At 62.9% G+C, this 24,441-nt stretch carries 22 protein-coding genes, 2 tRNA genes and 1 riboswitch; of the genes, 5 read left to right on the forward strand and 19 right to left on the reverse strand.

Going from position 1 to position 24,441, the window contains the following annotated elements:
* Nucleotides 1-63: 63 nt before the first annotated feature.
* From EO094_RS17640 to EO094_RS17660, 5 genes are all read right to left on the reverse strand, one after another.
* Nucleotides 64-2,769 (reverse strand): valine--tRNA ligase, encoded by a 2,706-nt coding sequence (locus EO094_RS17640; protein ID WP_128294163.1) that lies wholly within the window; start codon nt 2,767-2,769, stop codon nt 64-66.
* 151 nt (nt 2,770-2,920) lie between these two features.
* Nucleotides 2,921-3,670, reverse strand: coding sequence for a PopZ family protein (locus EO094_RS17645; RefSeq protein WP_128294164.1), 750 nt, complete (start codon nt 3,668-3,670; stop codon nt 2,921-2,923).
* Between the two features lie 332 nt (nt 3,671-4,002).
* Nucleotides 4,003-5,385 carry a TolC family outer membrane protein gene (locus EO094_RS17650; protein WP_128294165.1) on the reverse strand — a complete coding sequence of 461 codons (1,383 nt, stop codon included), beginning with the start codon at nt 5,383-5,385 and terminating at the stop codon, nt 4,003-4,005.
* A 149-nt stretch (nt 5,386-5,534) separates the two neighbouring features.
* Entirely contained in the window at nt 5,535-6,191 is a 657-nt protein-coding gene (locus tag EO094_RS17655) for a protein-L-isoaspartate O-methyltransferase family protein (RefSeq protein ID WP_128294166.1), read from the reverse strand.
* A gap of 196 nt (nt 6,192-6,387) precedes the next feature.
* Nucleotides 6,388-6,461, reverse strand: a tRNA-Cys gene (locus EO094_RS17660).
* 160 nt (nt 6,462-6,621) lie between these two features.
* Between EO094_RS17660 and EO094_RS17665 the strand changes: the two genes are divergently transcribed.
* Both EO094_RS17665 and cbiB read left to right on the forward strand, forming a co-directional pair.
* Nucleotides 6,622-7,611, forward strand: a complete 990-nt coding sequence (locus EO094_RS17665; protein ID WP_128294167.1) for a threonine-phosphate decarboxylase — start codon at nt 6,622-6,624, stop codon at nt 7,609-7,611.
* Nucleotides 7,605-8,573, forward strand: coding sequence for an adenosylcobinamide-phosphate synthase CbiB (gene cbiB / locus EO094_RS17670; protein ID WP_425455922.1), 969 nt, complete (start codon nt 7,605-7,607; stop codon nt 8,571-8,573). Before EO094_RS17665 ends, cbiB begins: the two co-directional genes overlap by 7 nt.
* A gap of 72 nt (nt 8,574-8,645) precedes the next feature.
* Here cbiB and EO094_RS17675 read toward each other — a convergent pair whose 3' ends face one another.
* The 6 genes from EO094_RS17675 to EO094_RS18980 all read right to left on the reverse strand — a co-directional run bounded on the left by EO094_RS17675 (nt 8,646) and on the right by EO094_RS18980 (nt 17,206).
* A complete protein-coding gene (locus tag EO094_RS17675; RefSeq protein WP_128294343.1) occupies nt 8,646-10,121 on the reverse strand; it encodes a cobyric acid synthase in 1,476 nt (491 codons plus the stop codon).
* A gap of 49 nt (nt 10,122-10,170) precedes the next feature.
* Entirely contained in the window at nt 10,171-10,794 is a 624-nt protein-coding gene (gene cobO / locus EO094_RS17680; protein ID WP_128294169.1) for a cob(I)yrinic acid a,c-diamide adenosyltransferase, read from the reverse strand.
* Nucleotides 10,791-14,675 carry a cobaltochelatase subunit CobN gene (gene cobN / locus EO094_RS17685; protein ID WP_164879715.1) on the reverse strand — a complete coding sequence of 1,295 codons (3,885 nt, stop codon included), beginning with the start codon at nt 14,673-14,675 and terminating at the stop codon, nt 10,791-10,793. The genes cobO and cobN overlap by 4 nt, the downstream gene beginning before the upstream one ends.
* A 1-nt stretch (nt 14,676) precedes the next feature.
* A complete protein-coding gene (gene cobW / locus EO094_RS17690) occupies nt 14,677-15,711 on the reverse strand; it encodes a cobalamin biosynthesis protein CobW (RefSeq protein ID WP_128294171.1) in 1,035 nt (344 codons plus the stop codon).
* The gene (cobU, locus tag EO094_RS17695) at nt 15,708-16,238 is read right to left on the reverse strand and encodes a bifunctional adenosylcobinamide kinase/adenosylcobinamide-phosphate guanylyltransferase (RefSeq protein WP_128294172.1); all 531 of its coding nucleotides are present in this window, start codon (nt 16,236-16,238) and stop codon (nt 15,708-15,710) included. The genes cobW and cobU overlap by 4 nt, the downstream gene beginning before the upstream one ends.
* Nucleotides 16,239-16,575: 337 nt before the next feature.
* Nucleotides 16,576-16,788, reverse strand: a riboswitch (cobalamin riboswitch).
* Nucleotides 16,787-17,206 (reverse strand): hypothetical protein, encoded by a 420-nt coding sequence (locus EO094_RS18980; RefSeq protein ID WP_425455918.1) that lies wholly within the window; start codon nt 17,204-17,206, stop codon nt 16,787-16,789. (Overlaps the previous riboswitch by 2 nt.)
* 90 nt (nt 17,207-17,296) lie before the next feature.
* On the opposite strand from EO094_RS18980, the gene EO094_RS17705 reads away from it, so the two are divergent.
* From EO094_RS17705 to EO094_RS17715, 3 genes are all read left to right on the forward strand, one after another.
* A tRNA-Asn gene (locus tag EO094_RS17705) sits at nt 17,297-17,372 on the forward strand.
* Nucleotides 17,373-17,838: 466 nt separating this feature from the next.
* Nucleotides 17,839-18,582 (forward strand): AzlC family ABC transporter permease, encoded by a 744-nt coding sequence (locus EO094_RS17710; RefSeq protein WP_164879716.1) that lies wholly within the window; start codon nt 17,839-17,841, stop codon nt 18,580-18,582.
* Nucleotides 18,575-18,925, forward strand: a complete 351-nt coding sequence (locus EO094_RS17715) for an AzlD domain-containing protein (protein WP_128294173.1) — start codon at nt 18,575-18,577, stop codon at nt 18,923-18,925. The genes EO094_RS17710 and EO094_RS17715 overlap by 8 nt, the downstream gene beginning before the upstream one ends.
* A 26-nt stretch (nt 18,926-18,951) precedes the next feature.
* On the opposite strand, the gene EO094_RS17720 is transcribed toward EO094_RS17715, so the two are convergent.
* From EO094_RS17720 to EO094_RS17755, 8 genes are all read right to left on the reverse strand, one after another.
* Complete coding sequence (locus tag EO094_RS17720; RefSeq protein WP_246008590.1) at nt 18,952-19,455, reverse strand: biotin transporter BioY; 504 nt, start codon at nt 19,453-19,455, stop codon at nt 18,952-18,954.
* A 26-nt stretch (nt 19,456-19,481) separates the two neighbouring features.
* Entirely contained in the window at nt 19,482-20,180 is a 699-nt protein-coding gene (locus EO094_RS17725; protein ID WP_128294175.1) for an energy-coupling factor transporter transmembrane component T family protein, read from the reverse strand.
* Complete coding sequence (locus EO094_RS17730; RefSeq protein WP_128294176.1) at nt 20,177-20,857, reverse strand: energy-coupling factor ABC transporter ATP-binding protein; 681 nt, start codon at nt 20,855-20,857, stop codon at nt 20,177-20,179. Before EO094_RS17730 ends, EO094_RS17725 begins: the two co-directional genes overlap by 4 nt.
* 205 nt (nt 20,858-21,062) lie before the next feature.
* Nucleotides 21,063-21,824: a malonate transporter subunit MadM gene (gene madM, locus EO094_RS17735; RefSeq protein WP_128294177.1), complete on the reverse strand. Its 762-nt coding sequence runs from the start codon at nt 21,822-21,824 to the stop codon at nt 21,063-21,065.
* On the reverse strand, nt 21,824-22,264 hold the full coding sequence (gene madL, locus EO094_RS17740; RefSeq protein ID WP_092816082.1) for a malonate transporter subunit MadL: 441 nt from the start codon (nt 22,262-22,264) through the stop codon (nt 21,824-21,826). Before madL ends, madM begins: the two co-directional genes overlap by 1 nt.
* A gap of 70 nt (nt 22,265-22,334) precedes the next feature.
* A complete protein-coding gene (locus EO094_RS17745; protein WP_128294178.1) occupies nt 22,335-22,544 on the reverse strand; it encodes a biotin/lipoyl-containing protein in 210 nt (69 codons plus the stop codon).
* Entirely contained in the window at nt 22,544-23,320 is a 777-nt protein-coding gene (gene mdcG, locus EO094_RS17750; RefSeq protein WP_128294179.1) for a malonate decarboxylase holo-[acyl-carrier-protein] synthase, read from the reverse strand. The genes EO094_RS17745 and mdcG overlap by 1 nt, the downstream gene beginning before the upstream one ends.
* A 2-nt stretch (nt 23,321-23,322) precedes the next feature.
* Nucleotides 23,323-24,423: an acyl carrier protein gene (locus EO094_RS17755; RefSeq protein WP_128294180.1), complete on the reverse strand. Its 1,101-nt coding sequence runs from the start codon at nt 24,421-24,423 to the stop codon at nt 23,323-23,325.
* Nucleotides 24,424-24,441 lie beyond the last annotated feature (18 nt).

The following is a 24,441-nucleotide window of genomic DNA, read 5'->3' on the forward strand; positions in this document are numbered from 1 at the left end:
AGCACCCTGCGTAGGAATAGGCGCGCAACGGGGCCATAGTTATGGCCCCGTCAAATGCTCCGATCAGTGCGTATCGCTCAGCCGTCCGAGCGCGGCGGCCAAACGTTCGCGATCGGCGACGTATTCCGCGCGTTTCTCACGTTCTGCCGCAACGACCTCTTCAGGCGCCCGGGCCACGAATTTCTCGTTGCTGAGCTTTTTGTCGAGGCGTGAGATCTCGCCGTCGACCTTGCCGATCTCTTTCTCAAGGCGCGAGCGTTCGGCATCGAAGTCGATCACGCCCTCAAGCGGCAAGGCACAGGTCGCCTCGCCCACGAGAAACTGTGCCGCGTTCTTCGGCACATCCGGGGCGGTCGAGATGGCGTCCACCCGCGCGAGCCGTTCGATCGCCGCCTGATGGCGGGCAAGCCGCTCCTGCGTCAGCTCGGAGGCTGCGCAAACCACGAGCGGCGTACGGGCACCGGCCGGCACGTTCATCTCCGCACGAACCGATCGGATCGACGAGACGAGCAGAACCAGCCAGTTGATATCGTCCGCTGAAGCTTCGTCACCAAACGCACTTTCCGGCCAGGACGCGAGTGCCAGAAGCCCGGCCTCCTTTCCGCCGAGTTCATCCCAAAGCGCCTCGGTGATGAACGGGCTGAAGGGATGCAGAAGCTTCAGGATATCGACGAGAGCCCGGCCGGCAACCGCCCGTGTCTCGACCGCAGCCGCTTCGTCGTCTCCGTCGAGCACCGGCTTGATGAGCTCCAAATACCAATCGCAGAACGTGTCCCAGACGAAGTGATAGATGGCATCGGCGGCTTCGTTAAAACGGTACGCCGTGATGCCTTCGGTGACTGCGGCAACCGTGCGGGCAGCTTCCGTCAGGATCCAGCGATTGACCGGCAGTTTCGCCTCGGCCGGATCGAAAGTCGTATCCAGCCGGCAGCCCTTCATCTGACAGAAGCGCGCGGCATTCCACAGTTTGGTTCCGAAATTGCGATATCCGGCAACACGTTGCGGAGACAGCTTAATGTCGCGCCCCTGCGCCGCCATGGCAGCCAGCGTGAAACGCAGCGCGTCCGCGCCGAACTCCTCGATGAGTTCCAGCGGATCGATGACGTTACCCTTCGACTTCGACATCTTCGCGCCGTGCTCGTCGCGCACGAGGGCGTGGATGTAGACGTCCGCAAAGGGCTCCTGCTTCATGAAATGCAGTCCGAACATCATCATCCGGGCGACCCAGAAGAAGATGATGTCGAAGCCCGTCACGAGCACGTTCGTCGGATAATAACGGGCGAGCTCCGCCGTCTCGTCGGGCCAGCCGAGCGTGGAAAACGGCCAGAGCGCCGAGGAGAACCAAGTGTCGAGCACATCCTCGTCGCGGTCGAGTTTCACCCGGCTGCCGTAATGGCGGTAAGCGGCGGCTTCCGCCTCTTCCTCGGAGGCCTCCACAAAGACCTCGCCATCCGGCCCGTACCAGGCCGGAATCCGATGTCCCCACCACAGCTGGCGTGAAATGCACCAGGGCTGGATGTTCTCCATCCACTCGAAATAGGTCTTTTCCCAATTCTTCGGGACGAAAGTCGTGCGCCCCTCGCGAACGGAAGCGATCGCAGGCTTTGCCAGGGTGACGGCGTCCACGTACCACTGGTCCGTCAGGAACGGCTCAATCGGCACGCCGCCGCGATCGCCGTGCGGCACGACATGGACGTGCTCTTCGATCTTCTCCAGAAGACCTCGCTCATCCATCATCGCGACGACCTTGTCGCGCGCCGTGAAGCGGTCTTGCCCATGAAGGGCCGAGACGGTTTCGGCAAGTTCCGCACTCTCCGGCACATCGCGCAGAAAATCTTCGTTGCCGTCGAGGACGAGATTGGCCTCCACGTCCATGACGTTGACCATGGCGAGATCATTCCGTCGCCCGACTTCAAAATCGTTGAAGTCGTGGGCCGGGGTGATCTTCACAGCGCCCGAGCCGGCTTCGGGATCGGCATACTCATCGGCCACGATCGGAATACGGCGGCCGACGAGCGGCAGGATCACGTTCTTGCCGATGAGATCGCGGTAGCGCTCGTCTTCCGGATGCACGGCCACGCCCGTATCGCCCAGCATGGTCTCGGGGCGGGTGGTAGCGACGGTGATGTAGCGGCCTTCCTCTCCCTCGATCGGGTATTTGAAGTGCCACAGATGCCCCTTCATCTCGACCTGTTGCACTTCGAGGTCGGAAATCGCCGTCAGGAGCTTCGGATCCCAGTTGACGAGCCGCTTGTCCTTGTAGATCAGCCCTTCCTTGTAGAGCTGCACGAACACCTTGATGACGGCCGCCGACAGCCCCTCATCCATGGTGAAGCGCTCACGCGACCAGTCGCAGGAAGCCCCGAGGCGTTTCAGCTGATTGAGGATCATGCCGCCCGACTCGGCCTTCCAGGTCCAGACCTTCTCCACGAAGGCCTCGCGGCCGATATCGCGGCGCCCCGGCTCCTGACGCTGCATCATCTGCCGCTCGACGACCATCTGCGTGGCGATGCCGGCATGGTCCATGCCCGGCTGCCACAGGACGTCCCTGCCCTGCATGCGGTTGTAGCGCACGAGCACATCTTGCAGCGTGTTGTTGAGTGCGTGCCCCATATGCAAGGAGCCGGTCACGTTCGGCGGCGGGATGACCACTGCGAACGTGTCTGCGCCGGGTTCCGCACCGGCACCGGCACGGAAGGCATCGGCATCAAGCCATTTCTGGGAAATACGGGGTTCGACGTTCTTTGCGTCGAAGGTCTTTTCTAGCATGAGGGAAACGCACCATGGGCCCGGAAGCGGGCGCTGAAACCGCCGCGGTTAAACTGGTGCGCCCGCCGCCTGTCAACAAGCGGTCTGGATCAGCAGCCTGAACGGCTGCGAAGAAAGGGGTCGCCGCGACCGAGGGCCGCGACGGGCTTGATCAGCGACGTCCGCGGGAAACGCGCTCGATCTCTTCTCTGACGAGCCGCTCCACAAGCGGGGGCAGATTGTCGTCGAGCCATTCTTTCAGCATCGGCCGCAGCATCTCGGAGACGAGATCCTCCAAGGTGCGGGCATTCTGAGACAGAATGGTATGCGCCAAAGAATTGAAAGCGCCGGATACCGCCTCATCCGCATCATCGGACAAGAGCCGGTCCTCGGAGCGCGCATGCGCTTCATAAGTCGTCATAGAGCTGGGCTCCTTCGCCGCCGACCTCGCCGGCTCGACCGTCTCTGGCCCTGCGCGATGGCCAAAGGAAGGCTGCACGGCCTCCGGTACCGCCGTCTCGGCAGCCTTTGCTTCCTCAACCGGCTCAGGCTCCGGCGACGGAGCCTCAACGCCGACGGCAGTCTCAAACGGGGCGGAGAAATCCGGAAAATCATCCTCCTCGTCGTCGGCCATGTCCTCGGCGACAGACGGCTCTGCGACGGCTTCCTGAGCCGGAGCAGCAGGCTCATCGACAGGCTGAGGGGTCACATGTTGAGCGGCAACAGACTGAGGAGCATCAGACTGAACGGCATCAGGCCGGGCGGAAGACACCGTCGGTTCGGCTTCGTCATCCTCGATGGCGACGCGGAGAGACCTCGAAGCACGCGCCTCCGACTTGTCGCCGTCCTCGGAAATGATCTGGCGGATCGACGCCAGGATCTCCTCCATGGTCGGTTCCTGTGCCGCGCTCGGATTAGCCATAAAATGCTCCCTGGGCAGAGGCCTCAGCCTCCACACATCGAATCGCTTTGGTTGTACATGCGCATTTGAAGGTTAAAGAAAGCCCATCACCAGGGGCTTAAACGCATAATCCCCAGGCCGGGCACGCGAGATGCGTGCACCGTCTGAGGAAGCAACCGTCTGCGGAATGGCTGCGGCGCGTGGGACGGGACGCCTGTGCGCTGGGCGGCACCGGCATCGATAAAAAGCGCAAGAGCACGCGGCACTGGCGGAAATGGAGCTATCCGCGAGCTCCCCCAGTGCTTCTGATGCCGAGGGGAACGGTCGAAACAAAAGAAACCGTTTCGTTCGCCTCAGCGACCGTCCGGCGTTCTCAGACCGAACCACTTGTCCTTCACGGCCTCGTAATGGGCTTCAGCATGATAGCGCTCCACCGGGAGGTTCAGAGCATCTGCATTTAGTCGGCCCACCGCAGCGAGCAGCGAGAAAGCCGCCACGATGCGGTCACGCTGGCTCACCACGCGATTGACGTTGGCGTCGAGAAGCGTGCTGCGGGCGTCCAAGACGTCGAGCTGTGTGCGCTGACCGACCCGCTGCTCCTCGATCACGCCCTGCAGGGCGATATCCGAAGCGGCGACCTGCGCCGTGGCAGCGAGAATCGAGGCGTTGGTCGCCTCGAGAGTGCCCCAGGCCGCAACGGTCGAGGCACGCACCTGCTCGCGCGCCACATCCACCTCGATACGCCGCTGGCCAAGAAGCTCCTTCGCCTGCCGCACCCGGGCCGAAACCGAGCCACCCTGATAGATCGGGATCGAGACGCGGCCGATGATCTGCGCCGTCTCGGTGTTGTCAGGCCGCCCGACGCCGATCTCTTTCTGCAGATTGCCAGTGACGCTGACGGTCGGCAAAAGCTCGCCCTCGATCCGCTTCGCATCATAGGCAGCCGCATCCATGGCGTATTGCGCCGCAATGATGGACGGATGCCGGTCGAGACTGAGCGAAAGCGCCTGCTGAAGCGAGCTCGGCAATTTGTTCCGGAACGGGAACGTCAGCTGAAGATTGTTGGCCTCGTGACCGACGACCTGGCGGTAGATCGCCTTGCTGGCAACGAGATTAGCTTCAGCCAGGCTGAGGTTCGACTGCGCAAGGCTCAACTCGGCGCGCGTCTGCGCAACGTCCGTGCGGGTATTCTCGCCAACGTCGAAGCGGTCTTGCGCGGCTCGCAATTGCTCATCGAGAAAGTCGATATTCTGGCGTCGCAACCGCAACAGCGCCTCGTCACGCAGCACATCCATATAGGCTTGGGCTGCATCGAGAAGGACGTCCTGAACCGTGCTTTCCAGCGCGAAGCGACTGGCATAGACGTTGGAGGTCGCGCCGCTCACCGCGTTGCGGGTCTGAAACCCGTTGAACAGGTTCTGCTGAACCTGAACACCGACTGCGAGGTCCGAGGTGTTACGGCTGAAATCGGCTCCTACGCGCCCAGAACGTGCATAGCCGCCAGTATGCGTACCGTCGATTTCACCGTAAGCGGATACCTGAGGCCGGTTTCCGGCCTTGGCGATCGGCACGTTCTCGTCGACAGCGCGCGTTTCGGCACGCTGAGAATTGATCGTCGGGTTGTTCCAATAGGCTGAGGCGAGCGCCTCGGTGATGCTCTCTGCTCCGGCGGGGGAAGCCAGAAGCGTAGCGGCGAGAACAACGCCCAGGGAGTATCTACATGGGGTCAGGAGCACGACGTCTACCGGAAGCTGCGACCGCCGCTCGCGGTCATATGGGTTTTAACATCAGATGCACGAAACTCGCCGCCTTTGCTACGACCTCCGGCATTTCTATTATCGGCTGCGGCCCTTCTGCAACACCCGGCAATCCGGTGTCAAAAGCCTCAAAAAACGAACTCGCGCTTGCGCTCGAAGCCCGGAATGACTGGTGCCGTCGCATCGAGAACCGGCCTGCCGCTGGTATGGGTACCGACGCGCGAATAGAGCATCACACGCCCCGCCTCACCGTTCATCTCGATCGTGGCAAGCCGGCCGTATTCGCTCAGCTGCTCGAAAATCGCCGGCGGAATCACCTGGATTCCCCCTGCAATGAGAATCGCATCGTACGGCCCCTCTGAGGGATACCCCTCGGTCAGAGACCCTTCGACGATCGCAACGTTATCGATTTTCAAAGAGACCATATTGGCCTCTGCGGCGTGACGCAGCTCCTCGTCCGGCTCGACAGCGACGACCGCTTCGGCAAGACGCGCCATGAGTGCCGAGGCGTAGCCCCGCCCGCAACCGAGATCGAGCACCACCTCCTTAGGTGTAATCTCCATCGCCTGGATGATCCGGCCGAGAAGTGCGGGACTGAGAAGCACGCGTCCCGGCGATTCGAGCGGCAAGTCCAGGTCGGAATAAGCGAAAGGTTGCTGCACTCCGGACACGAAGCGCTCGCGGGGCACATTCAGAAATGCCTGAATGAGTTCACGATCGGTGACGTCCCGGGTGCGGATCTGGTTGTCGACCATCCGCTGACGCAGGGTTTCATTGTCTGTCATGGCTCGTTCCTGACCGTTGCGTCGTCTTTCCTAGCGGGGGTCGAGCGGTGCGACAAGCAAGGCCGCCGGCAAACATGGAAAAGCCCGCAGAAAGAGCTGCAGATCGTAGCTCAAGACCGTCTAGGACAATCTCAACAGGAGGACGCGAACTTCATCTTCGGAGGTGGGAGTCGTCTCTGCGAGGATGGGAGAGCTCTGGAGGCCTCGCCCGGAATCGAACCGGGGTATACGGATTTGCAGTCCGCTGCGTCACCACTCCGCCACGAGGCCAGAGGCGCTCCCGTAGCAAAGCTTTGCCGGTCCGACAAGCACAAGCAGCCCCCGCGGCAAAAAGATGCTGCGGGGGGCTGCATCCCGCTTTTTGGGAAGCCCAGGCCTCGTCGCAGGGGCTTGAGTTGCGCTATGAGGCCCGCGGGCAAAGGAAAACGAAATGTATCACGGCGGCGACCCGGCGGCGGCGGGGGCTCTCTACGGCATTTTCCGCGACGACTGGCTCGATTTGTCGACGGGAATCAATCCCCATGCATGGCCATGGCGGGAACGCATCAATCTCGACGAGGTCGCCCTGGAGCGACTGCCGTCCCGGGGTGATCTCGACTCAGTGATGGCCGCAGCAAGAGACGCTTACCGGGTTCCGGAAGACGCCGAGATCCTGCCCGTGGCCGGCATCGAGCCGGTCATACGCCAACTCCCCTCTCTCATGAGGAAGGCGGTTCTTCTCGACACCTCGTATGCGTCCTATCGCACGGCTTTCGATAACCTGATCCCTGTCATCAGGGCGCCGAGCGAGATTCCGGCGCGCACAAGCGTCATTCTGGTCAATCCCAACAATCCCGACGGGAGAGTTCTGTCGCCGGAGACGATTCTGTCGCTCGCAGAGAGCCGGCAGGACGCTGATCTCGTCGTGGTGGACGAAGCTTATGAGGACGCGCTGACTGAACGCACGTCGGTGATCCCGTTCATGAGCCGGATGCAGAATCTCGTCGTGCTACGTTCGTTCGGAAAATTCTACGGCCTGCCCGGACTGCGCCTCGGCTTCATCATCGCGCACCCGCAGCTCCTTGCGCCGCTGCGCGAGCGCCTCGGAGACTGGCCCATCTCGCAGCTGGCGATCACCATCGGCCGTGAGGCGCTCGCCGACAGAGAATGGCGGGAAAACACGCGCCTCAACCTCGACACGCGGGCACGAGAACTCCGGGCGCTCCTGGCCTCCCATGGCCTGCAATTCGAAAGCCAGTCTCCACTTCTGACCCTCATTCGCGACGACCGCGTGGGCGAGATGCACCGCGGTCTTGCCGCGCAAGGCATTTGGACCCGCATCTTCACCGACCGACCCGACTCGCTCCGCCTCGGGCTTCCGGGCGACGAGAGCGAACTTCGTCGGCTCGAGGTCGCTTTCAACGAGATTTTGCCATCATGAGCCGTCTTGTCGTTCTTGCCCTCGGCCTTCTGATCGACCGCCTCGTCGGAGACCCGGACGAATTGTGGAAGAAGATCGGCCATCCGGTCGCCTGGATCGGACGCTTGATCGAGGGTCTCGATCAAGGCCTCAACGATGAACGAAAAACCGGTGACGAACGCCGCAAGCGTGGCATGCTCGCCGTCGCCGTCCTTCTCGGGCTCGCGGTCTTCGCGGGTGTCGTGCTGAACCGGATCGCAGCAGCACTGCCCCTCTCTCTGATCGTTGAAGCGCTGCTCGTCTCAGTCTTCCTCGCTCAGAAGAGCCTTTTGGAGCATGTCCAGGCCGTCGGCGACGCCATGGCAGAGGGCGGCATCGGCCCGGCGCGGAAAGCCCTCTCCTGGATCGTCGGCCGCGACGTCACCCAACTCGACGAAGCCGGCGTCAACCGCGCAGCCCTCGAATCGCTGGCGGAGAACTTTTCTGATGGGCTGGTGGCGCCGGCTTTCTGGTATCTCGTCGGCGGAATCCCCGGTCTCCTCGCCTACAAGGCGCTCAACACGGCCGATTCCATGATCGGACATAAGAACGAGCGCTATCAGGATTTCGGCTACGCCGCGGCGCGTCTCGACGATCTTGCAAATTATGTCCCCGCTCGGCTTTCCGCGCTCCTCATCGCGGCTGCCGCGGCGTTCGCCGAAGCCTCCCCGAGACAGGCCCTGAAGGCCGCGCGGCGCGACGCGCCGCTGCATCGCTCGCCGAATGCCGGCTGGCCCGAGGCGGCACTCGCGGGGGCGCTTGGCCTCGCTTTCGGAGGACCACGAAGATACGGGAACGACGCCGTCGAAGGCGCCTGGCTGAACGCAGAAGGCCGCCACGAGGCGACGCTCAAGGATCTCCGCCGCGGATTGAGGCTCGCCGACGCGACATGGCTGCTTGGCCTGGCGCTGGTGGCCATCAGCGCGCTCCTGATCTGGGGATAACAGGAGCGCTTCCTGCACCCTCGGCGAAGCGTCACAGGAGTGAAGTCTTCGCCGCTCGGGGCTGGCGTGAGCTCAGGCGCTCTTGCGCTCGTCCGAACCGCGAGAGGCCGCGATCTCAAAAATCCGGTCGAGCGACAGATGTTCTTCGAGATGCTGCGCCAGGGCATCGAGGACCTCTTCGACGCCCTCGTCGTAGCGCGTGCTGCTTGTCGCACCGAGATTGGCGAGGAAAGCCCCTCTGAAAGCGTCGGAGCCGAAGAGGCCGTGCGCATAGGTGCCCATGACGCGCCCATCATAGGCGACAGCCCCATCCGGGTGCCCTTCGAGCATTGCGAACGGTTCGGAGCGGCCGGGCCCCACGGTCTCGCCGACATGGATCTCGTAGCCCGAGAACTCCGCGCCCGTGGCCACATGCACGCCCCGCACTGGCACCGTCGTCTTGTCGGCGGTGAGGTTCGTGGTGACGTCGAGAAGCCCGAGACCACGCACATTCTGAGGGGCGCCTTCGATGCCGTCCTTGTCCGCGATCAGGCGGCCGAGCATCTGAAACCCTCCGCAGATCCCGAGAACGTGGCCCCCCCGGCGCACATGCGCGGCGATATCGATATCCCAGCCGGCCTCGCGCAGCGCCGCCAGATCGGCGATCGTCGACTTCGAACCCGGAAGAAGCACGAGATCGGTGTCGCCCGGCAGCGCCTCGCCCGGCTCGAGGATGACGAGTTCGACGGACGGCTCCTGCCGCAACGGGTCGAGGTCGTCGAAATTGGCGATGCGGCCGAGACGCGGCACCACCACCTTCACGATGGCAGCACCTTTTTTCGGTGTCTCCGCGGGTTCTTCGAGCCCGAGCACATCCTCTGCCGGCAGCTTCGCGGCGCCCGGAAAATGCGGCACGACGCCGAGGCCGGCCCATCCGGTGCGCTCTTCGATGATCCGCATACCTTCGTCAAAAAGTGTAACATCGCCACGGAAGAGATTGACGATAAATGCTTTAATTAGAGAGCGATCAGCCTCATCAAGGATCGCATGGGAGCCGACGAGGCTCGCGATCACACCGCCGCGTTCGATATCTCCGGCGAGAATGACCGGCACATCTGCCGCCAACGCAAAGCCCATATTGGCGATATCGCCCTCACGCAGATTGACCTCTGCCGGAGAGCCAGCCCCCTCGACGACAACGATATCGGCAGCCTCGAGCTGCCGGTTGAAGCTGTCCATCACGGCGGACAGGAACTCCGGCTTGCGCACCGTGTAATCACGCGCCTTCAGCGTCGCTACGCGCCGTCCCTGCACGATCACCTGTGCGCCGATATCGCTTTCAGGCTTCAGCAGAACCGGGTTCATATGCACGGACGGCGGGACGCGGGCGGCCAGCGCCTGCGTCATCTGGGCTCGTCCGATCTCGCCACCGTCCGCCGTCACGCCGGCATTGTTCGACATGTTCTGCGGCTTGAAGGGTCTCACCTTGAGACCCCGATTGCTGAAAGCCCGGCAGAGGCCGGCAACCAGAAGCGACTTGCCGACATGCGAGCCGGTGCCCTGGATCATAATGGCGGGGGTACGAGACACGGTAACTCCGAAGGGTTGGCGAAAGAGCCTAGAATTCGATCCCGACCTGCGCCTTCACGCCGGACCGGAACGGGTGCTTTATCTGCGTCATCTCGGTGACGAGGTCGGCGGCCTCGATGAGCTCGTCCTTGGCGTTGCGGCCTGTCACGACGACATGCTTCATCGTCGGACGCGCCTCGATCACCTCGAGCACTTCCTCAAGCGGCAGATAATCGTAACGCAGGACGATGTTGAGCTCGTCGAGGAGAACGAGATCGTGTTCTCCATCTTCGATCATCGCCTTGGCCTTTTCCCAGACCTCGCGCGCAGCGGCGATGTCATGCTCGCGATCCTGCGTCTCCCACGTGAAGCCCTCGCCCGTCGAGACCACGGTGATCTGATCGGAGAACTTCTCCAGAGCGTGGCGTTCGCCCGTTTCGCGCTTGCCCTTCACGAACTGCGCGATACCGACTTTCATCCCATTGCCGAGCGCACGAAAAACGAGACCGAAGCCCGCCGTCGTCTTGCCCTTGCCCTTGCCCGTGTGAACGACGAGAAGCCCCTTCTCGATCGTCTTGGTGGCGATGATCTTGTCGCGCGCCTCTTTCTTCCGGCGCATCTTTTCGGCGTGCTTCTGGTTGAGCTCGTCCTCGCTCAGCTCTGCCTTGCTCATAAACTTCCTCCGTTCGCGAGCTCGTGAAGTTCGTTGTGGATCGAGTTGCGCCGCGGCGCCCACAGGCCGCGCTCGATCGCTTCGTTGAAACGCGCCGCGATCTCTTTCAACGCCGGCGCATTGTTGTCGGCCAGAAAGGCGCGCACATCCTCGTCTTCGAGGTAGGCGGCATAGAGCTGGTCGAAATGGTGGTGTTTGACCGCTGGCGTCGTGGCCGCGAAGGCGAAGAGATAATCGACCGTCGCCGCGATTTCGAAGGCGCCCTTGTAACCGTGGCGCATGACGCCCTCGATCCATTTCGGATTGGCGGCACGCCCACGCACGACGCGCGCGAGTTCTTCATCGAGACCACGGATCACCGGCCGCTCCGGACGCGAATGATCGTTGTGATAGGCTCTCGGGGCCGACCCTTTCAGCGTTTCGACGGCAGACGAGAGACCACCCTCGAACTGATAATAATCGTCGGAATCGAGAAGATCGTGCTCGCGGTTGTCCTGGTTCTGCACGATGGCGTCGGTCGTCTTAAGACGCCGCTCAAAGAGCTTTCGTGTGCGCTCGCCACCTTCACCCTCCGAACCGCCGCCATAAGCATAGGACGACCATTCAAGGAACGCTGTGGCGAGATCTCCCCGCTCCTGCCAGATGCCTTCGTCGATCAGCGCCTGAAGGCCGGCACCATAGGCCCCGGGCTTGGAACCGAAGACCCGGAAGGAGGCTGCCCGGCGCGCATCGTCCTCCCCCATCCCCGCCTCACCCAAACGGGCGCTGTCCTGGCGGATACGCGCGGCGATCGGATTGGCGTCTTCCGGTTCCTCGCGCTCCGAAACGGCAAGCACCGCCTGATGGAAGAGATCGATCTGATGCGGAAAGGCGTCACGGAAGAGGCCGGAGATACGCAACGTCACATCGATGCGCGGGCGACCGAGCTCCGAGAGCGGCACGACGTCGATGCCCGTCACACGCCCCGAGGCCTGCTCCCATACCGGGCGCGTGCCAAGAAGCGCGAGCGCCTGGGCAATGTCGTCGCCGCCCGTGCGCATGTTCGACGTGCCCCAAACGGTGAGCGCCATCGCGGTCGGCCATTCGCCCTCGTCGGAGAAATAGCGCTCTGCCAGCAGCTGCGCCGAACGCCAGCCGAGATCGAAGGCGGCGCGCGACGGCACGCCCCGGACATCGACGGAATAGAAATTGCGTCCCGTCGGCAGGCAATCGGCGCGTCCGCGCGTCGGCGCGCCGGAAGGCCCGGGCGCCACGAAACGGCCCGACAGCGCAGCAAGCGTCGCGGCGATCTCGGCCCGGCCGGACCCATCGAGCGTCGGCGCGATCGCCTCGCGCAGTCGGGCCAACACCGCCTCGGTTTTTGGGCCCGGTGCATCGCGAGGCAGAGACAGGTTGGCTCCGTCGCCCGAAAGCGGAACATGGAGCGTGTCATCGGACGTCAGCGCGCCGGCCACGGGTGTTACCGCAGGACCTCCGTCGACCACTTCCAGCACCTTTTCAGGTTCCGCTGAAGGCCCGCCCGCCTCAGCTTCGGGAACGGCCGCCTCCACGAGCGCCGCCGCAAAGATCTCCAGCCGCTCCACCGTGTCGCCGTTGGTACGCCAGGCTGCGTCAGTGAGATCCGCCAGGAGCTTTGGCCGTTTTCCTTCCCAGCGCTCATGGAGCACGCAATCGAGCGGGTCGAAGCGCAATTCGAAATCATCGGCGAGTGCGCGCAAAAGCGAGGCATCCCCGGCCTCGCCTCCGCCGCGGGGCACACGGGCGAGTGCGGCGAGCGTATCGGTCCTCAGCCGCCTGGCCGGAGACTGACCCAGAATGTGCAACCCGTCGCGAATCTGCAGCTCTTTCAGATCGCAGATCTGCTCGTCGAGCTTGAGAATGATTTCCTCGCGCGATTCCTTGCCCGACGCGATCCCGAGATCGGCCAGAAAACCTTCGCTTTCCGCTCGCTCCACGATCGCTTCGGCGACCTTTTTCGAGCGCCGCGGATCGACGAGGTCGGCGGCCGCATATTCGTCGATCAGATATTCAAGCTCGGCCGCCGCGCCGTGGCTTTCGGCGCGTGTCATCGGCGGCATCAGATGGTCGATGACGACCGCGGCCGCGCGCCGCTTCGCCTGCGCCCCTTCGCCTGGATCGTTGACGATGAAAGGATAGACGAGCGGCACGGGCCCGAGGGTGGCCTCGGGAAAGCAATCCTGTGACAGCGCAAGCGCCTTGCCCGGCAGCCATTCCTGGTTGCCGTGCTTGCCCATATGAACGAGCGCATCGGCCGCGAATGAGCGCCGCAGGAAGGCATAAAAGGCGAAATAGCCATGCGGCGGCACGAGCGCCGGGTCATGATAGCTCGTCTTCGGATCGACGTTGTAGCCGCGCGCCGGCTGCACGCCGATGACGACATGACCGAAGCGATGCAGCGCGAGCGCAAAGGCACCTTCGCCAGGATCGAAGAAAGGATCGTCTTCAGCCCGACCCCAGGCCGCCTCGACCTCGCTCTGCACGTTCTCCGGCAGCGCGCGGAAGAATTCTCGATAATCCTTGAGCGAAAGCCGTTCGCCGCCCGTGCGCTCGACCCGTCCGTCGATCGCGTTCGTGGGCCCGGCGAGGATCGTCTGCATCAAGGCCTCGCCCGTCTCGGGCGCGCCCTCGGTGTCATAGCCAGCCTCGGCCATCGCCGTCAGGAGCCGCACCGTCGATTCGGGTGCATCGAGACCGACACCGTTTGCGAGCCGGCCATCCTTGTTCGGATAGTTCGACAGAACGATGCCGATATGTTTCGACGCGTTCGGCTTCGTCGAAAGCTGCGCCCAGGCCGCCGCGAGATCGGCAACGAAGGCGACGCGGTCGGCAAGCGGGCGATGCGCCATCGGCCGGCACTGCGTGCGCGGCTCGAAAGCCCCTTCTTCCTTGAACGAAATGGCACGGGCGATGAGACGTCCGTCGACCTCCGGCAGCACCACGTTCATGGTAAGATCGGAGGGTGAGAGACCGCGCGGATGTTCACGCCAGATCGCCTCGGACACACCTGCGAACGTCACCTGAAGAACCGGCCGCCTTCCGCCATCGAGAACGGTCTCGGCAGACGGATCGCCGGTCTTGCCGAGTGCGAAGGCGGTGGCGTTCAGGATGAGCGCAGGATCGTGTTCCTGAAACAGCCCCGTTACGAACTCTTTGTCCGCCGCCGCCTTGAGGCTTGAGACGAAAACCGGAAGCGGCCGCAGCCCCCGTTCGGCAAGAGCCGCAGAAAGCGCTTCCACCGGCGCCGTCTGACCCGATTGCACGAGGGCGCGGTAGAAGACGATTGCCGCAGTCGGCCCCTCGCCCTCAAGCTTCCGTCCGCCCTCGTAGACGCCGAAAGCCGGCACGTTCTTCGGTGGCGAAGGCGCCTCGTCATACCCGAGAAGATGGCCCGAGAACCGCAACGCGTTTTCGAAATTCTCCGCCCCTCCCTCGACCAGATAGGACCAGAGAAGCCGCGTTTCGTCGGCGCCGAGCGTGCCCTCGGCCGCAAGGTCGCCGTCCCATTTGGTATCGCCCGGCATCAGCGCCACTTTGGCGCCTGAGCCGCGCGCGATCCGCAGCGTCTCCTCGACGCCGTAGCGCCAATAGCCGACGCCGCCGAGAAGCCGAACGACGATCAGCTTCGCCTCGGCCAGCACTTTCTCGACATAGAGATCGACCGAATAGGGATGCGCGAGCGACATCCAATTGGCGAGTCGAATGGCCGGAAAATCATCCGGCAGTCGGCTCGCCGCCGCTGCCAACCCGGCAATCTCGGTGTCGGCTGCGGAAAGGATGACGATGTCGCCCGGGCTCTGATCGAGATCAACCGCTTCGGAGGCCGCGTCGAGCCCCCGAATCTGGCCCTTGAAGATATGCAATTCAGCCTCCGAGGGCCTCCGTGACGGCTGCCCGATCGACATCGGACAGGCCGATCACCACGAGCTTCGGCTCGCCCGACGATTCACCGTTGCCGCGGTCGAACCAGCTCTCCAGCCTCTGACCCACGGCCTGGACGACCAGCGGCACCTTTTTGCCGTCGATCGCAAGGCGACCCTTGATGCGCAGAACGCCAGGCATGGCGAGCGCCTTGGTGATGCGTGCTTCGGCCTCGGCCTTGTCCGACGCGGTCACGGCGATGCTGAAGGAATCGAAATCGTCGTGCTCGTGCTCCTCGCCTTCCATCTCATGGTGCGAAAGCCGGGTCTCGCTGTCGTCCTCCGCCCCGGCCCCAACACCCAGGAGGACCTCCGGCGGCACGATGCCGTGTGTGGCACGGATGAGCGACGCAGCGACGCGCTTGTCCTCTCCGACGCGCTTTTCCACGCGCAGCATGCCCGCTTCATCAACGAGATCGCTCTTTGACAGGATGATGAGATCGGCACAGCGCAGCTGATCCTCGAACAATTCCTCGATCGGATCGTCATGGTCGAGCGACTGGTCGGCTTCGCGTTGCGCGACGAGCTTCGCTTCGTCGCTCGCCATACGCCCGGCCGCGACGGCCTCGGCATCGACGACGGTCACCACCCCGTCAACGGTCACCCGGTCGCGGACCGCAGGCCAGGCGAAGGCTTTGACGAGCGGCTGCGGAAGAGCGAGCCCCGAGGTCTCGATGACGATGTGATCGAGCGCCTGGCCGCGTGCGAGGAGCCCCTCCATCGCCGGCAAAAAGTCGTCCGCCACCGTGCAGCAGATGCAGCCGTTGGAGAGCTCGACGATATCCTCCTCACCGCAGGCGGGGCTGCCGCAATCGGATAGAAGCCCGCCATCGAAGCCCGTATCGCCGAACTCGTTGACGATGAGGGCAATTTTTCTGCCGTTCGCGTTTTCGAGGATGTGGCGGATGATCGTCGTCTTTCCGGCTCCAAGGAAGCCGGTGATGATCGTCGCGGGAATGCGTTCCGAAGGGTTTGTCATAAAGGAAGCTGTCCTTTCAGTGCCAGAGGCAGTCCGGCCGCCATGAAGACGACCAGCTCCGCCGAGCGGGCGATTTCCTGGTTGAGACGGCCCTGCGCATCGCGGAAGCGACGAGCCAGGGCGTTGTCGGGGACTATGCCGAGGCCGAGCTCGTTGGAGACGAGGACGACGGGGCCTTTCGCCGCGGCAAGGGCTGCGCAGAGGTCGCGCGTACGCACGGCAATGTCCTCTTCGGCGAACAAAATGTTGGAAAGCCAGAGTGTGAGGCAGTCGACGAGCAGGGCGCGCTCCGGCGCGGCCTCCCGGGCGAGGACGTCCGCAAGCGCGACCGGCTCCTCGACGGTGCGCCATGCCGGTCCGCGCCGGGCCTGATGTGCGGCGATACGCTCACCCATCTCCGCATCGTTGTCCGCGGGAGGACACGTCGCGACGTAGACGGGGTTGAGCCCGCTTTCCTCCACGAGGCGTTCCGCATAGGCGCTTTTTCCCGAGCGGGCGCCGCCCAAAACGAGTGCCGTGGTTATCATGAGGATTTCGCGGAGCGTTTCCGCGCCAGGGGCAAGGCAGACGACGCGAGCGGTCGGATGCTTACCGTCCAGCCGGTCGCAACAAAGGCCGCATGACCCACGGCCATGCCTTGAACGTGAGGAAACATGACTGCCTCAATGGCAGCGCGGCAAAGATGCGTTTTCTGAAAGATCAGGCGGCAGACACCGCCCGCGTATGGAAGCGAAACCGCTTTGCACGGTGCGCAGATCGTTGGCGATCAATGCGGCGCACCCGGCTCGAGCCCTGGATGGAATCGCCGACGGAAATGTTCCGGAACTTTGCATGCTATCCCCTTTGCCGTCCCTCCGACGGCGTTCGAGTTGCCCTGGTCCGGCAGGTCTCCTGGCTTGCGGGTCTCCGCCCCATCTGCGCCTTCCCGTTGCCGGTGGCTTATGCAGGGGGGCTCGCCGCGTACAGTTGCGGGGGCAGCTGCGGATGAGGGATCCCGATCTGGGTCATCCCTGCCGCATTCCCTTTTGATCCCCAGGTGCTGTGCACCATTCGGGAACCGGAACCATTTCAAAGACTAAACGGAATCGGAAGACTGTCGCAAGCGCGATTCCGCCGATCGCTCCGTTTCGCTCAAGCGGGTCTCGCCCGGCGAAACGAACGGTGTTTGCGAATCGATTTTTCCGGCAACGGGTCCCTTCCCGCGGCCATTTCCTGCGGGCGCGGCCACGTCGAATCGCCGCGCCACGCTCGGATAGCGCGTGTAGATCCACACGGTGAACCGCCGCCGCCAACGCCGCACCGCGGGAATATCGATCGACAACACGATCAGCCCGAGCGGCAGCATCCACAGGCCGAGCACCGGCAGGAAGGCGAAGAGACCGCCGAGAACCAGCAGAATCCCTATACCGACACGCAGAAGCGGGCTGTGCGGCAGAGGCATCTGCCGGCCAAAAAGATGGAGGCGCGAGCGCCGCTTCCTGTCGTTCTTTACCACTTCAGCTTCCTGCCTGTTTTGCATGCGTCAAAAATGGGCTGCGAAAGGATGCTTGCAATGCCCGATGAGTTTGGTATATCGCGCCCCAATTCCCCGGTAGCTCAGTTGGTAGAGCAAGCGGCTGTTAACCGCTGGGTCGCTGGTTCGAGTCCGGCCCGGGGAGCCACCTTCCTTCTCTTCTCATCCCACGATCCCGTCGAAACCGTGTCTTCACGGTGGGTGCCAAAAACTGTGAGCACCCGGAACGGTCTGGCCAGGGCAACGTCGCCTGGCCATTCACACGCCGCTCCCGCTTCTATCGACACGAACAGAATCGAAAACGATCGCCGTTCGACCTCGAAGGCGGGGTTCACGAAGAGATTCGCAGCGCGCCCAGCTCCGCGCAGAATCAGGCGTCTCCACGCCGCAGCGGATGTGCAGAACATGATCGAACGCAGAAATATTCGCGACGACCTCTCACCCGCCCTCGATATTGAGTCGAAAGCAACTTGATTGTTATCATATGTATCGGCGCACGATATCATGCCGAGATGAAGTATCTTCATTTCGATTAGTTTTTCTGGACACAATATATAAGCTGGAATAAAGGGGTGGCTGATATTCTACATTGAGATACGCCCTCCCCCGATGCAATGACAGACTCCCCAGACCTCTCCAGCGACGAAGAGGCGTCCGCAGGACACGTTTTCCGTATCGCCGTCGGTGACGCTCTCGTCGTGATTCTCACTTTCCTCGTGATGTTCATGGGCGTCGGCCAGCTCAGCGCTGAAGCTGGCCTTAACGCCGTGCAGACCGCATTGATGACCAGCCTCACGGTCGCCGCGCCCGCTCAGGCTGCCGCCATGCAGATCCTGACGAGCGAGGGCGCAACCGCCGGGGCCTGGGCCGCGGCCGTTGTCGCCGTCATCATCGTCAATCTCCGCTTCATCGTCATGGTCGCCTCGGTCCTGGCGCGCTTGCCGGAGACGACATTCTGGCGCGCTTTGGGCGGCGTCGGGCTGATTTCGGCAAGCTCCTTCGCCGTCATCCTCCCCCGCCTCATGGAAGAGCCGCCTCCACGGCCGATTCTCTATTGCGGCATGGTCGGAGGCATGTGCTCGCTCTCCGCCGTCATCGGCGCCGTGGCCGGCCATCAGCTCGCAGCCTCCGTGCCGGTCATCGTCGGCGCGACTTTGGGCGCCATGATCCCGATCTATTTCGCCACGCTGATCGCCCGCCAGAAGAAGCTGCGCCCTTTGATGGTGAACGCTCTCTTCGGCGCACTTCTCGTGCCGCTCGGCGTGCCCTTCATGGGCGCATCCGCGCTCCTCGTCCTGCCTCTCATCGTGGCAGGCCTCAGCATGCTGGTCGATCAAGGAAAACAAGGAAATGCCTGACGTTCTCTCTCAATGGCAGCTTTGGGCGGTGGCGGCCGGCGCCGGCCTTGGGACGCTGCTGTTGCGACTCGTGCCGCTGTTTGCCCGAGAGGCGATCGGTGGCGAACGCATCCGCGAATTCTTCGACCGGGCAGGCTACGGCATTCTGGGCGGCATCGTCGCGACATCGGCTTTGCGCTCAGGCCAGGGCCTGTTTCACGGCGCACCCCTCGTCGGGTCGGTGGTCGCAATCGTCTGCGTGGTCATCGCCTTCACGATCGCCGTGTGGAAGGGCGGCACGATCGTGCCGACCCTCATCGGCCTTGCGGGTTTCGTGGCGGCCGGCCTCCTCTATCTCGGCTGACCGCCCCGTTCGCGCAAACCCGCCGTCTATGCCGTCCGCTGAATGATCGGATAAGACCGCTTCACGGACACCGCGATAATGGCGGCGAGACCAGCTTTGACGAGGTCACCCGGAATGAAGGCCGCCGAGGCGATCGCAGTCTTCGTCAGCGGCAGGCCGACATTGACCGCGGTCCACGGGATACCGATCGCATAAAGAACCACGATGCCGCCGAGCGCGCAAAAGACGAACGACGTGACGACATTGAGTCGGTTCCAGCCCCATTCGTGCAAAACGCCGACGGCGAAGGCGGCCGCGACCCACCCGAAAAGGTAACCGGCGGTCGGACCGAAGAAGACGCCGAGACCGCCGCGACCGGCGGCAAGGAGCGGCAATCCGACGGCTACAAGCGCGAGGAAGAGCAGGATCGACAGCGCTCCCCGACGCGCCCCGAGGATGGCACCAGCCAACATCGGCCCCATCGACTGAGCCGTGAGAGGCACGCCGATCAGCGGCAGCATCACCGGCGGGAAAATCCCGAGCGCAGCCATAAAGGCCGCGAAAAGAGCGATATAGACTATGTCTTTAGTTGTGGTTCCGCGTCGTTGCATGACATCCTCGCATTGGACGTATTCGGCTCAAGGACGAAGCGCGGCGGCAGCTCGCCTTCGTCGCCGGAGTGATCACTGTAGGGCGAGCGCGCATCGATCGCATCGGCAACATCGCTGGCCATTCGAAGGGTTCGGACAATAAGCGGCAAGGCGAGCGCGAGGGGATTGGCTCCAAGCCCCCTCGCCCGCTGCGCGTCGCGAATATCGTTCGCCTGCTGCGCGATGACCGGGATGAACCGGAGCGCCAGAGAAAACGCGAGCCCGACCTTGGCGGGATTGACGCCGAAACGCCGAAACGGCGTCAGCGCCTTTTCGACAGCCGCGATCAGCGCATCGGTGCGCGTCGTCAGGGTCACGAACGCGGCCAGAAGGATGAGCGTCGAGATCCGCAAGACAACGAGAGCGGCGACCTCCCATGACTGCCAGACGCCCTGGACGATGAAGAGGATTACCAGCAGCCATAACAGAGGGCGCAATTGCTGGAACGCCTGCCGCTGCGAAATGCCTGCAAGCCAATAAAGCAGGAGCGTCGCGAGAAATGCGCCGGCGAGAACCGGAAGACTGCCGACGAGGACGAGCCCTGTGCCGGCCGCCGCCAGAACCAGGAGCTTGGCAGCCGCCGGCAGCTCATGGAGGAACGAGGATATCTCTCCGCGAGACCTCATTGCATACGCTCCACATAGCGCGCGAGGGCGGAATTCGGCGCGTCGTCGGCAATCACCCTGCCCTGGTCGAAGACGATGACGCGGTCGAATGATTCCAGTAGCGGCAAGTCGTGCGTGACGACGATGACGGTCTCTTCCATCTCGTCGATGACCTTCGCAACCCGCCTGGCGTTGCGCAAATCGAGGAGCGTCGTCGGCTCATCAAAAACGACGCAATCAGGCCGCGTGATGAGGACGCCCGCCAGGGCCAGAAGCTGCTTCTGTCCGCCGGACAGCGTATGCGAGGGATGCGAACGAAAAGGTCCGAGCCCGTAGCGGTCGAGCACCTCTTCGACGAGGGCGCCACGCTGGGCTGCGGGAAGCTTCAGCCCCTTAAGGCCGAAGGCGACATCTTCTTCCACGATCGGGAAGACGATCTGATTGTCTGGATTTTGGAAGACAAAACCCACCTTGCGACGAACCGCCTTACCCGACTTGGCCGTATCGAGGCCGTCGACGAGAACCTGTCCGGAGGTGGGGATGAGAAGTCCGTTCAAGAGCCGGGCGAACGTGCTCTTGCCCGAACCATTGGAGCCGACGATACCGATACGCTTCTCGTCCAGCGTCAGGTCGATGCCCTTCAAGGCCTCGAAGGTCTCGAAGCGCTGATGAACCGCGCGGATCTCGATCGTCGTCATAATCTGCCCCTTGGAGCGTTGGCGCCGCCGGCATCTCTGTGAAGGAGACGAGCCGGCGGCTGCAGGTTCGGAACGCGAACGTCGTTCACATGTTCGTGCTCCGGAACCCTATTCGTAGCACCATCGCTTGAAACACTGTCTCAGGTGTTTCATTCTCAGGTGTGTTGCGCAGGATGAAACCCTGACTGGTCCTTCGGCAAAAGGTTCAACCAACCAGGGCGACGATCGCCGCGTAACCGAGTGAGGGGACGACCAGGCAGCCAAAGCCCGTGTAGAACGTCGCCGTCATCGCACCATAAGGAACCAGCCGCGGATCGGTAGCAGCCAATCCGGCGGCTGTTCCGCTGGTCGTTCCCATGAGACCACCATACACAGCCGCTGCGGCCGGGTTGTTGAGGCCTGCCATCTTGGCAAGGAACGGGGTCAGGATCATCACGGAGATCGACTTCACCACGCCGGCGGCAACCGACAGGGCGATCACTTCCGAAGATGCGCCGAGAGCCGCACCGGTCACCGGACCGACGATGAAGGTCGCCGCGCCGCCGCCGATCGTGGCCATGTCGACCGGGTTCGTGTAGCCGAACGCGTAAGCCGTAGCCGCACCGATCGCCGTCGACAGGATCATCGAGACGACAAGAGCGACGACGCCAGGCACGCCGGCCTTCTTCAGCTCTTCAAGCTTCACGCCAAAGGCCGTGGCAACGATGGCGAAGTCACGGAAGACGCTGCCGCCCATCAGGCCGATACCTGCGAACAGGCCGACATCGGAGATGCCGTGCTTGCCGCCGGTGTATTTGCCGCCGACGAACGCCAGGATCAGACCGATGACGATCGCGATCGCCGAAGCATGGATGCGGTTGTTGAAGATTTTGCCGATATAGGTCGACACCCACATGATGAGGCCGACGACGACGAAGGCAGTAACCAGAGGATATTTGGAGACTGCTTGTACCAGGATGTCCATGATTATTTGACCTCCTTCGCGGATTCAGGCACCGCGACGGTGGCGGCGGGAGCAGCATTGTCCGCGTCGAGGGGCGGAAGTGGATCACTCTTCGGGCTGAGAGCCGCGATCGGCCGGATCAGCAGGAAGCCGGCGAACACCGCGCCAAGTCCGGCGACAAAGGCGAGAGCGCCGGCGTCGAAAGCCGCGACGACGTTCTGGCGGGCGCACATCGCGACCACGATCGGGATGTACATTGCACTCCAGAACATGATGCCGTCCTGGGCCAGCTTGGAGAGCTGTTCTTTGTCCATAAGCTGGCGCGAGATGATGACGAGCAACAGCATCGCAATGCCGACGCCGCCCACATTCGCGTCAATGCCAACAAGATGACCGATCAGGTAACCGAGGCCGGTACCTACGATCATGCACCCGCCCATCAGGGCTAGTCCGTAAATCACCATTTCACTTACTCCAGAGTATCGGAGCCTTCGTTTGAGAGGGCGGCGCGACGCGCCGCCCCACGTCACTCAATCACTCGACGACCATCAGAACGGCGCCCGGCTTCAGGCGCTCGCCGACGGCAGCCGAAATCGACTTGACCGTGCCGTCGACCGGCGAAGGCGTGTTGTTTTTCATCTTCATCGCCTCAACCACTGCGAGGCTCTGACCCTTCGTCACCGTGTCTCCGACGGCGACCTCGATCGACACGACGGTCGACGGCATTTTCACTTTGATATCCATCATTCACTCCATTGGTTTTCGATGGTTTCGGTTGCGGGGACCTTGCAATTTTCCCCGGAACGCCCGGCAACAGAGGCGCTAATATTCACCTCATCAGACGAGCAACTCTGCAATTCAATTCGATCTATGAGCTCCACATCATTAATCGTTTTCGCAAGAAGAACTTCTCTTCCTGAAATATATTCGGAAAGCTTGACGCCGATGGAACGATTAAATTCCAATTCGACATCGACCTTGACCCCGATCTCCCGCGAGATTGCCGCAAGAGACGCGTGAAAAGCTTGGAAATCCCCCCCGTGATCGGCATCGATGAGGAGATCGAGATCCGATTGAGGCCGCACATATGGAAGGCCCGTCATCGCAGCGAGCGCTGCCGATCCGATGAGACCGAGCCGGATCTCGAAGCGGCGGGCGAGCGACAGCGCGACGCGCAAAGCCGCGTGCGGCGGAGGAAAACGCAGAGCCGCTCGCTCCATCACCTCGTAGGGTGACAGGAAAGACGCGACCTGTTCTGGCTCGACCAGGACCGAGCTCCTAACCCGTTCTTCGCCGATGCGCAGCGGGAAAGAGAAGCCGAGCTGACCCTGCCCGTCCGTGCAAGCCCTGGTCGGACGGCAGACGATGCCGGGAACCCGATCCGTCAGGAACCCATGCAGGACCGCCGCTTCGGTGGTGTGATCGCGCATCGTGTGCGGCAGACCTTCCACAATGGCGGGCGCGAGCACCTGACGGGCATCAGGATGGAGATAAGCGAGGAAATGGCGCCGGTTCAGCATGATCAGCGCCTCTTGATCCAGGCAGGATCCGCTTTCGCGGTCTTCTGCAAATTGGCCTGGGCCTCAACCAGTACGTCGAAGAGGCGCGTCTTCTCGGGTCCGACGATCTCGACGCCGGCCTGTGTGGCAGCATCGCCGAGCGGAAGACCGGGGATGAGCTTGAGGCGGGTCGCAGGAGCGCCGACCACGACGTCCGGCGCCACTTTCACGACGCGGCCTTTGATCCGCAAAATCGTGCGCGCCGCCTTCTCGACGGTCTCGGCAGCCATCGCCGTCGTGTGGGTGACGATGACTTCATATTCCGGATAGGTGCGTTCGCGGCGATAGGTGATGATTTCACCCGCGCGATCGCACACATGCCCGGACTGCGAGACGATGAAGCTGTCGCCCATCGGCAGACCGCCGACGACGAGTTCGCGGTACGAAGGCCCACGGGGCGATGCGACGAGACTGATGTCATCGCGCAGCGGCACCCCGTCGAGGGTCAGCCAGCCGAATTCCTGGCAGCCATAAAGGTCGTGGACGGTGTAACCGAAACGTTCCGCAACCGGCAGCAGGCCTTCGTCGAGCGGTGTGCCGGCCGTGAGGAGGACAGCCCCCTCGGGCAATTCGTCCTTCAGTCCAAGCGGACCGGCCTGTTCCAGGCTTGCCCGCAGGAAAGAAGATTCTCCAAGGATAATCGAAGGCTTTTCCCGGCAGGCCGCAACAAGAAAGGCGTCGCGGCTCGAGCGCTTCAGGAAACTCCATTCCACCCCGCATTGGCGCAGCGCCTCTGCGGAGAAGACATTGACGAGGGGCGGATAGCTGACGAGCATCCGCGCTCCAGGCCCGGACCCAAGTCTTTCGAACAGGGTCCGGGCCACCGCGCAGCGGCCGGAAATCTCGCCATGGACCACGCCGACGATATTCTGGAACGCCGAAGAGCCTGTCGTGAAGGTGAGATACGCCAGATTGAAAGGCGTATGCACCTCCTCGATGACATGGGCGGCGGTAGGACCGTCGATACCCTTGTCCGCCAATGTCCGCCGCGGCATCTCCTCCAAAGTCGGAGCTGTGCCGAAAGCGTCCAGGGCTGCTTCGAGAACCGTCAAATCGTCAGACATGGTCGTCGTCCCTTTTGG

This window comes from Afifella aestuarii (assembly GCF_004023665.1).
Taxonomy (GTDB): domain Bacteria; phylum Pseudomonadota; class Alphaproteobacteria; order Rhizobiales; family Afifellaceae; genus Afifella; species Afifella aestuarii.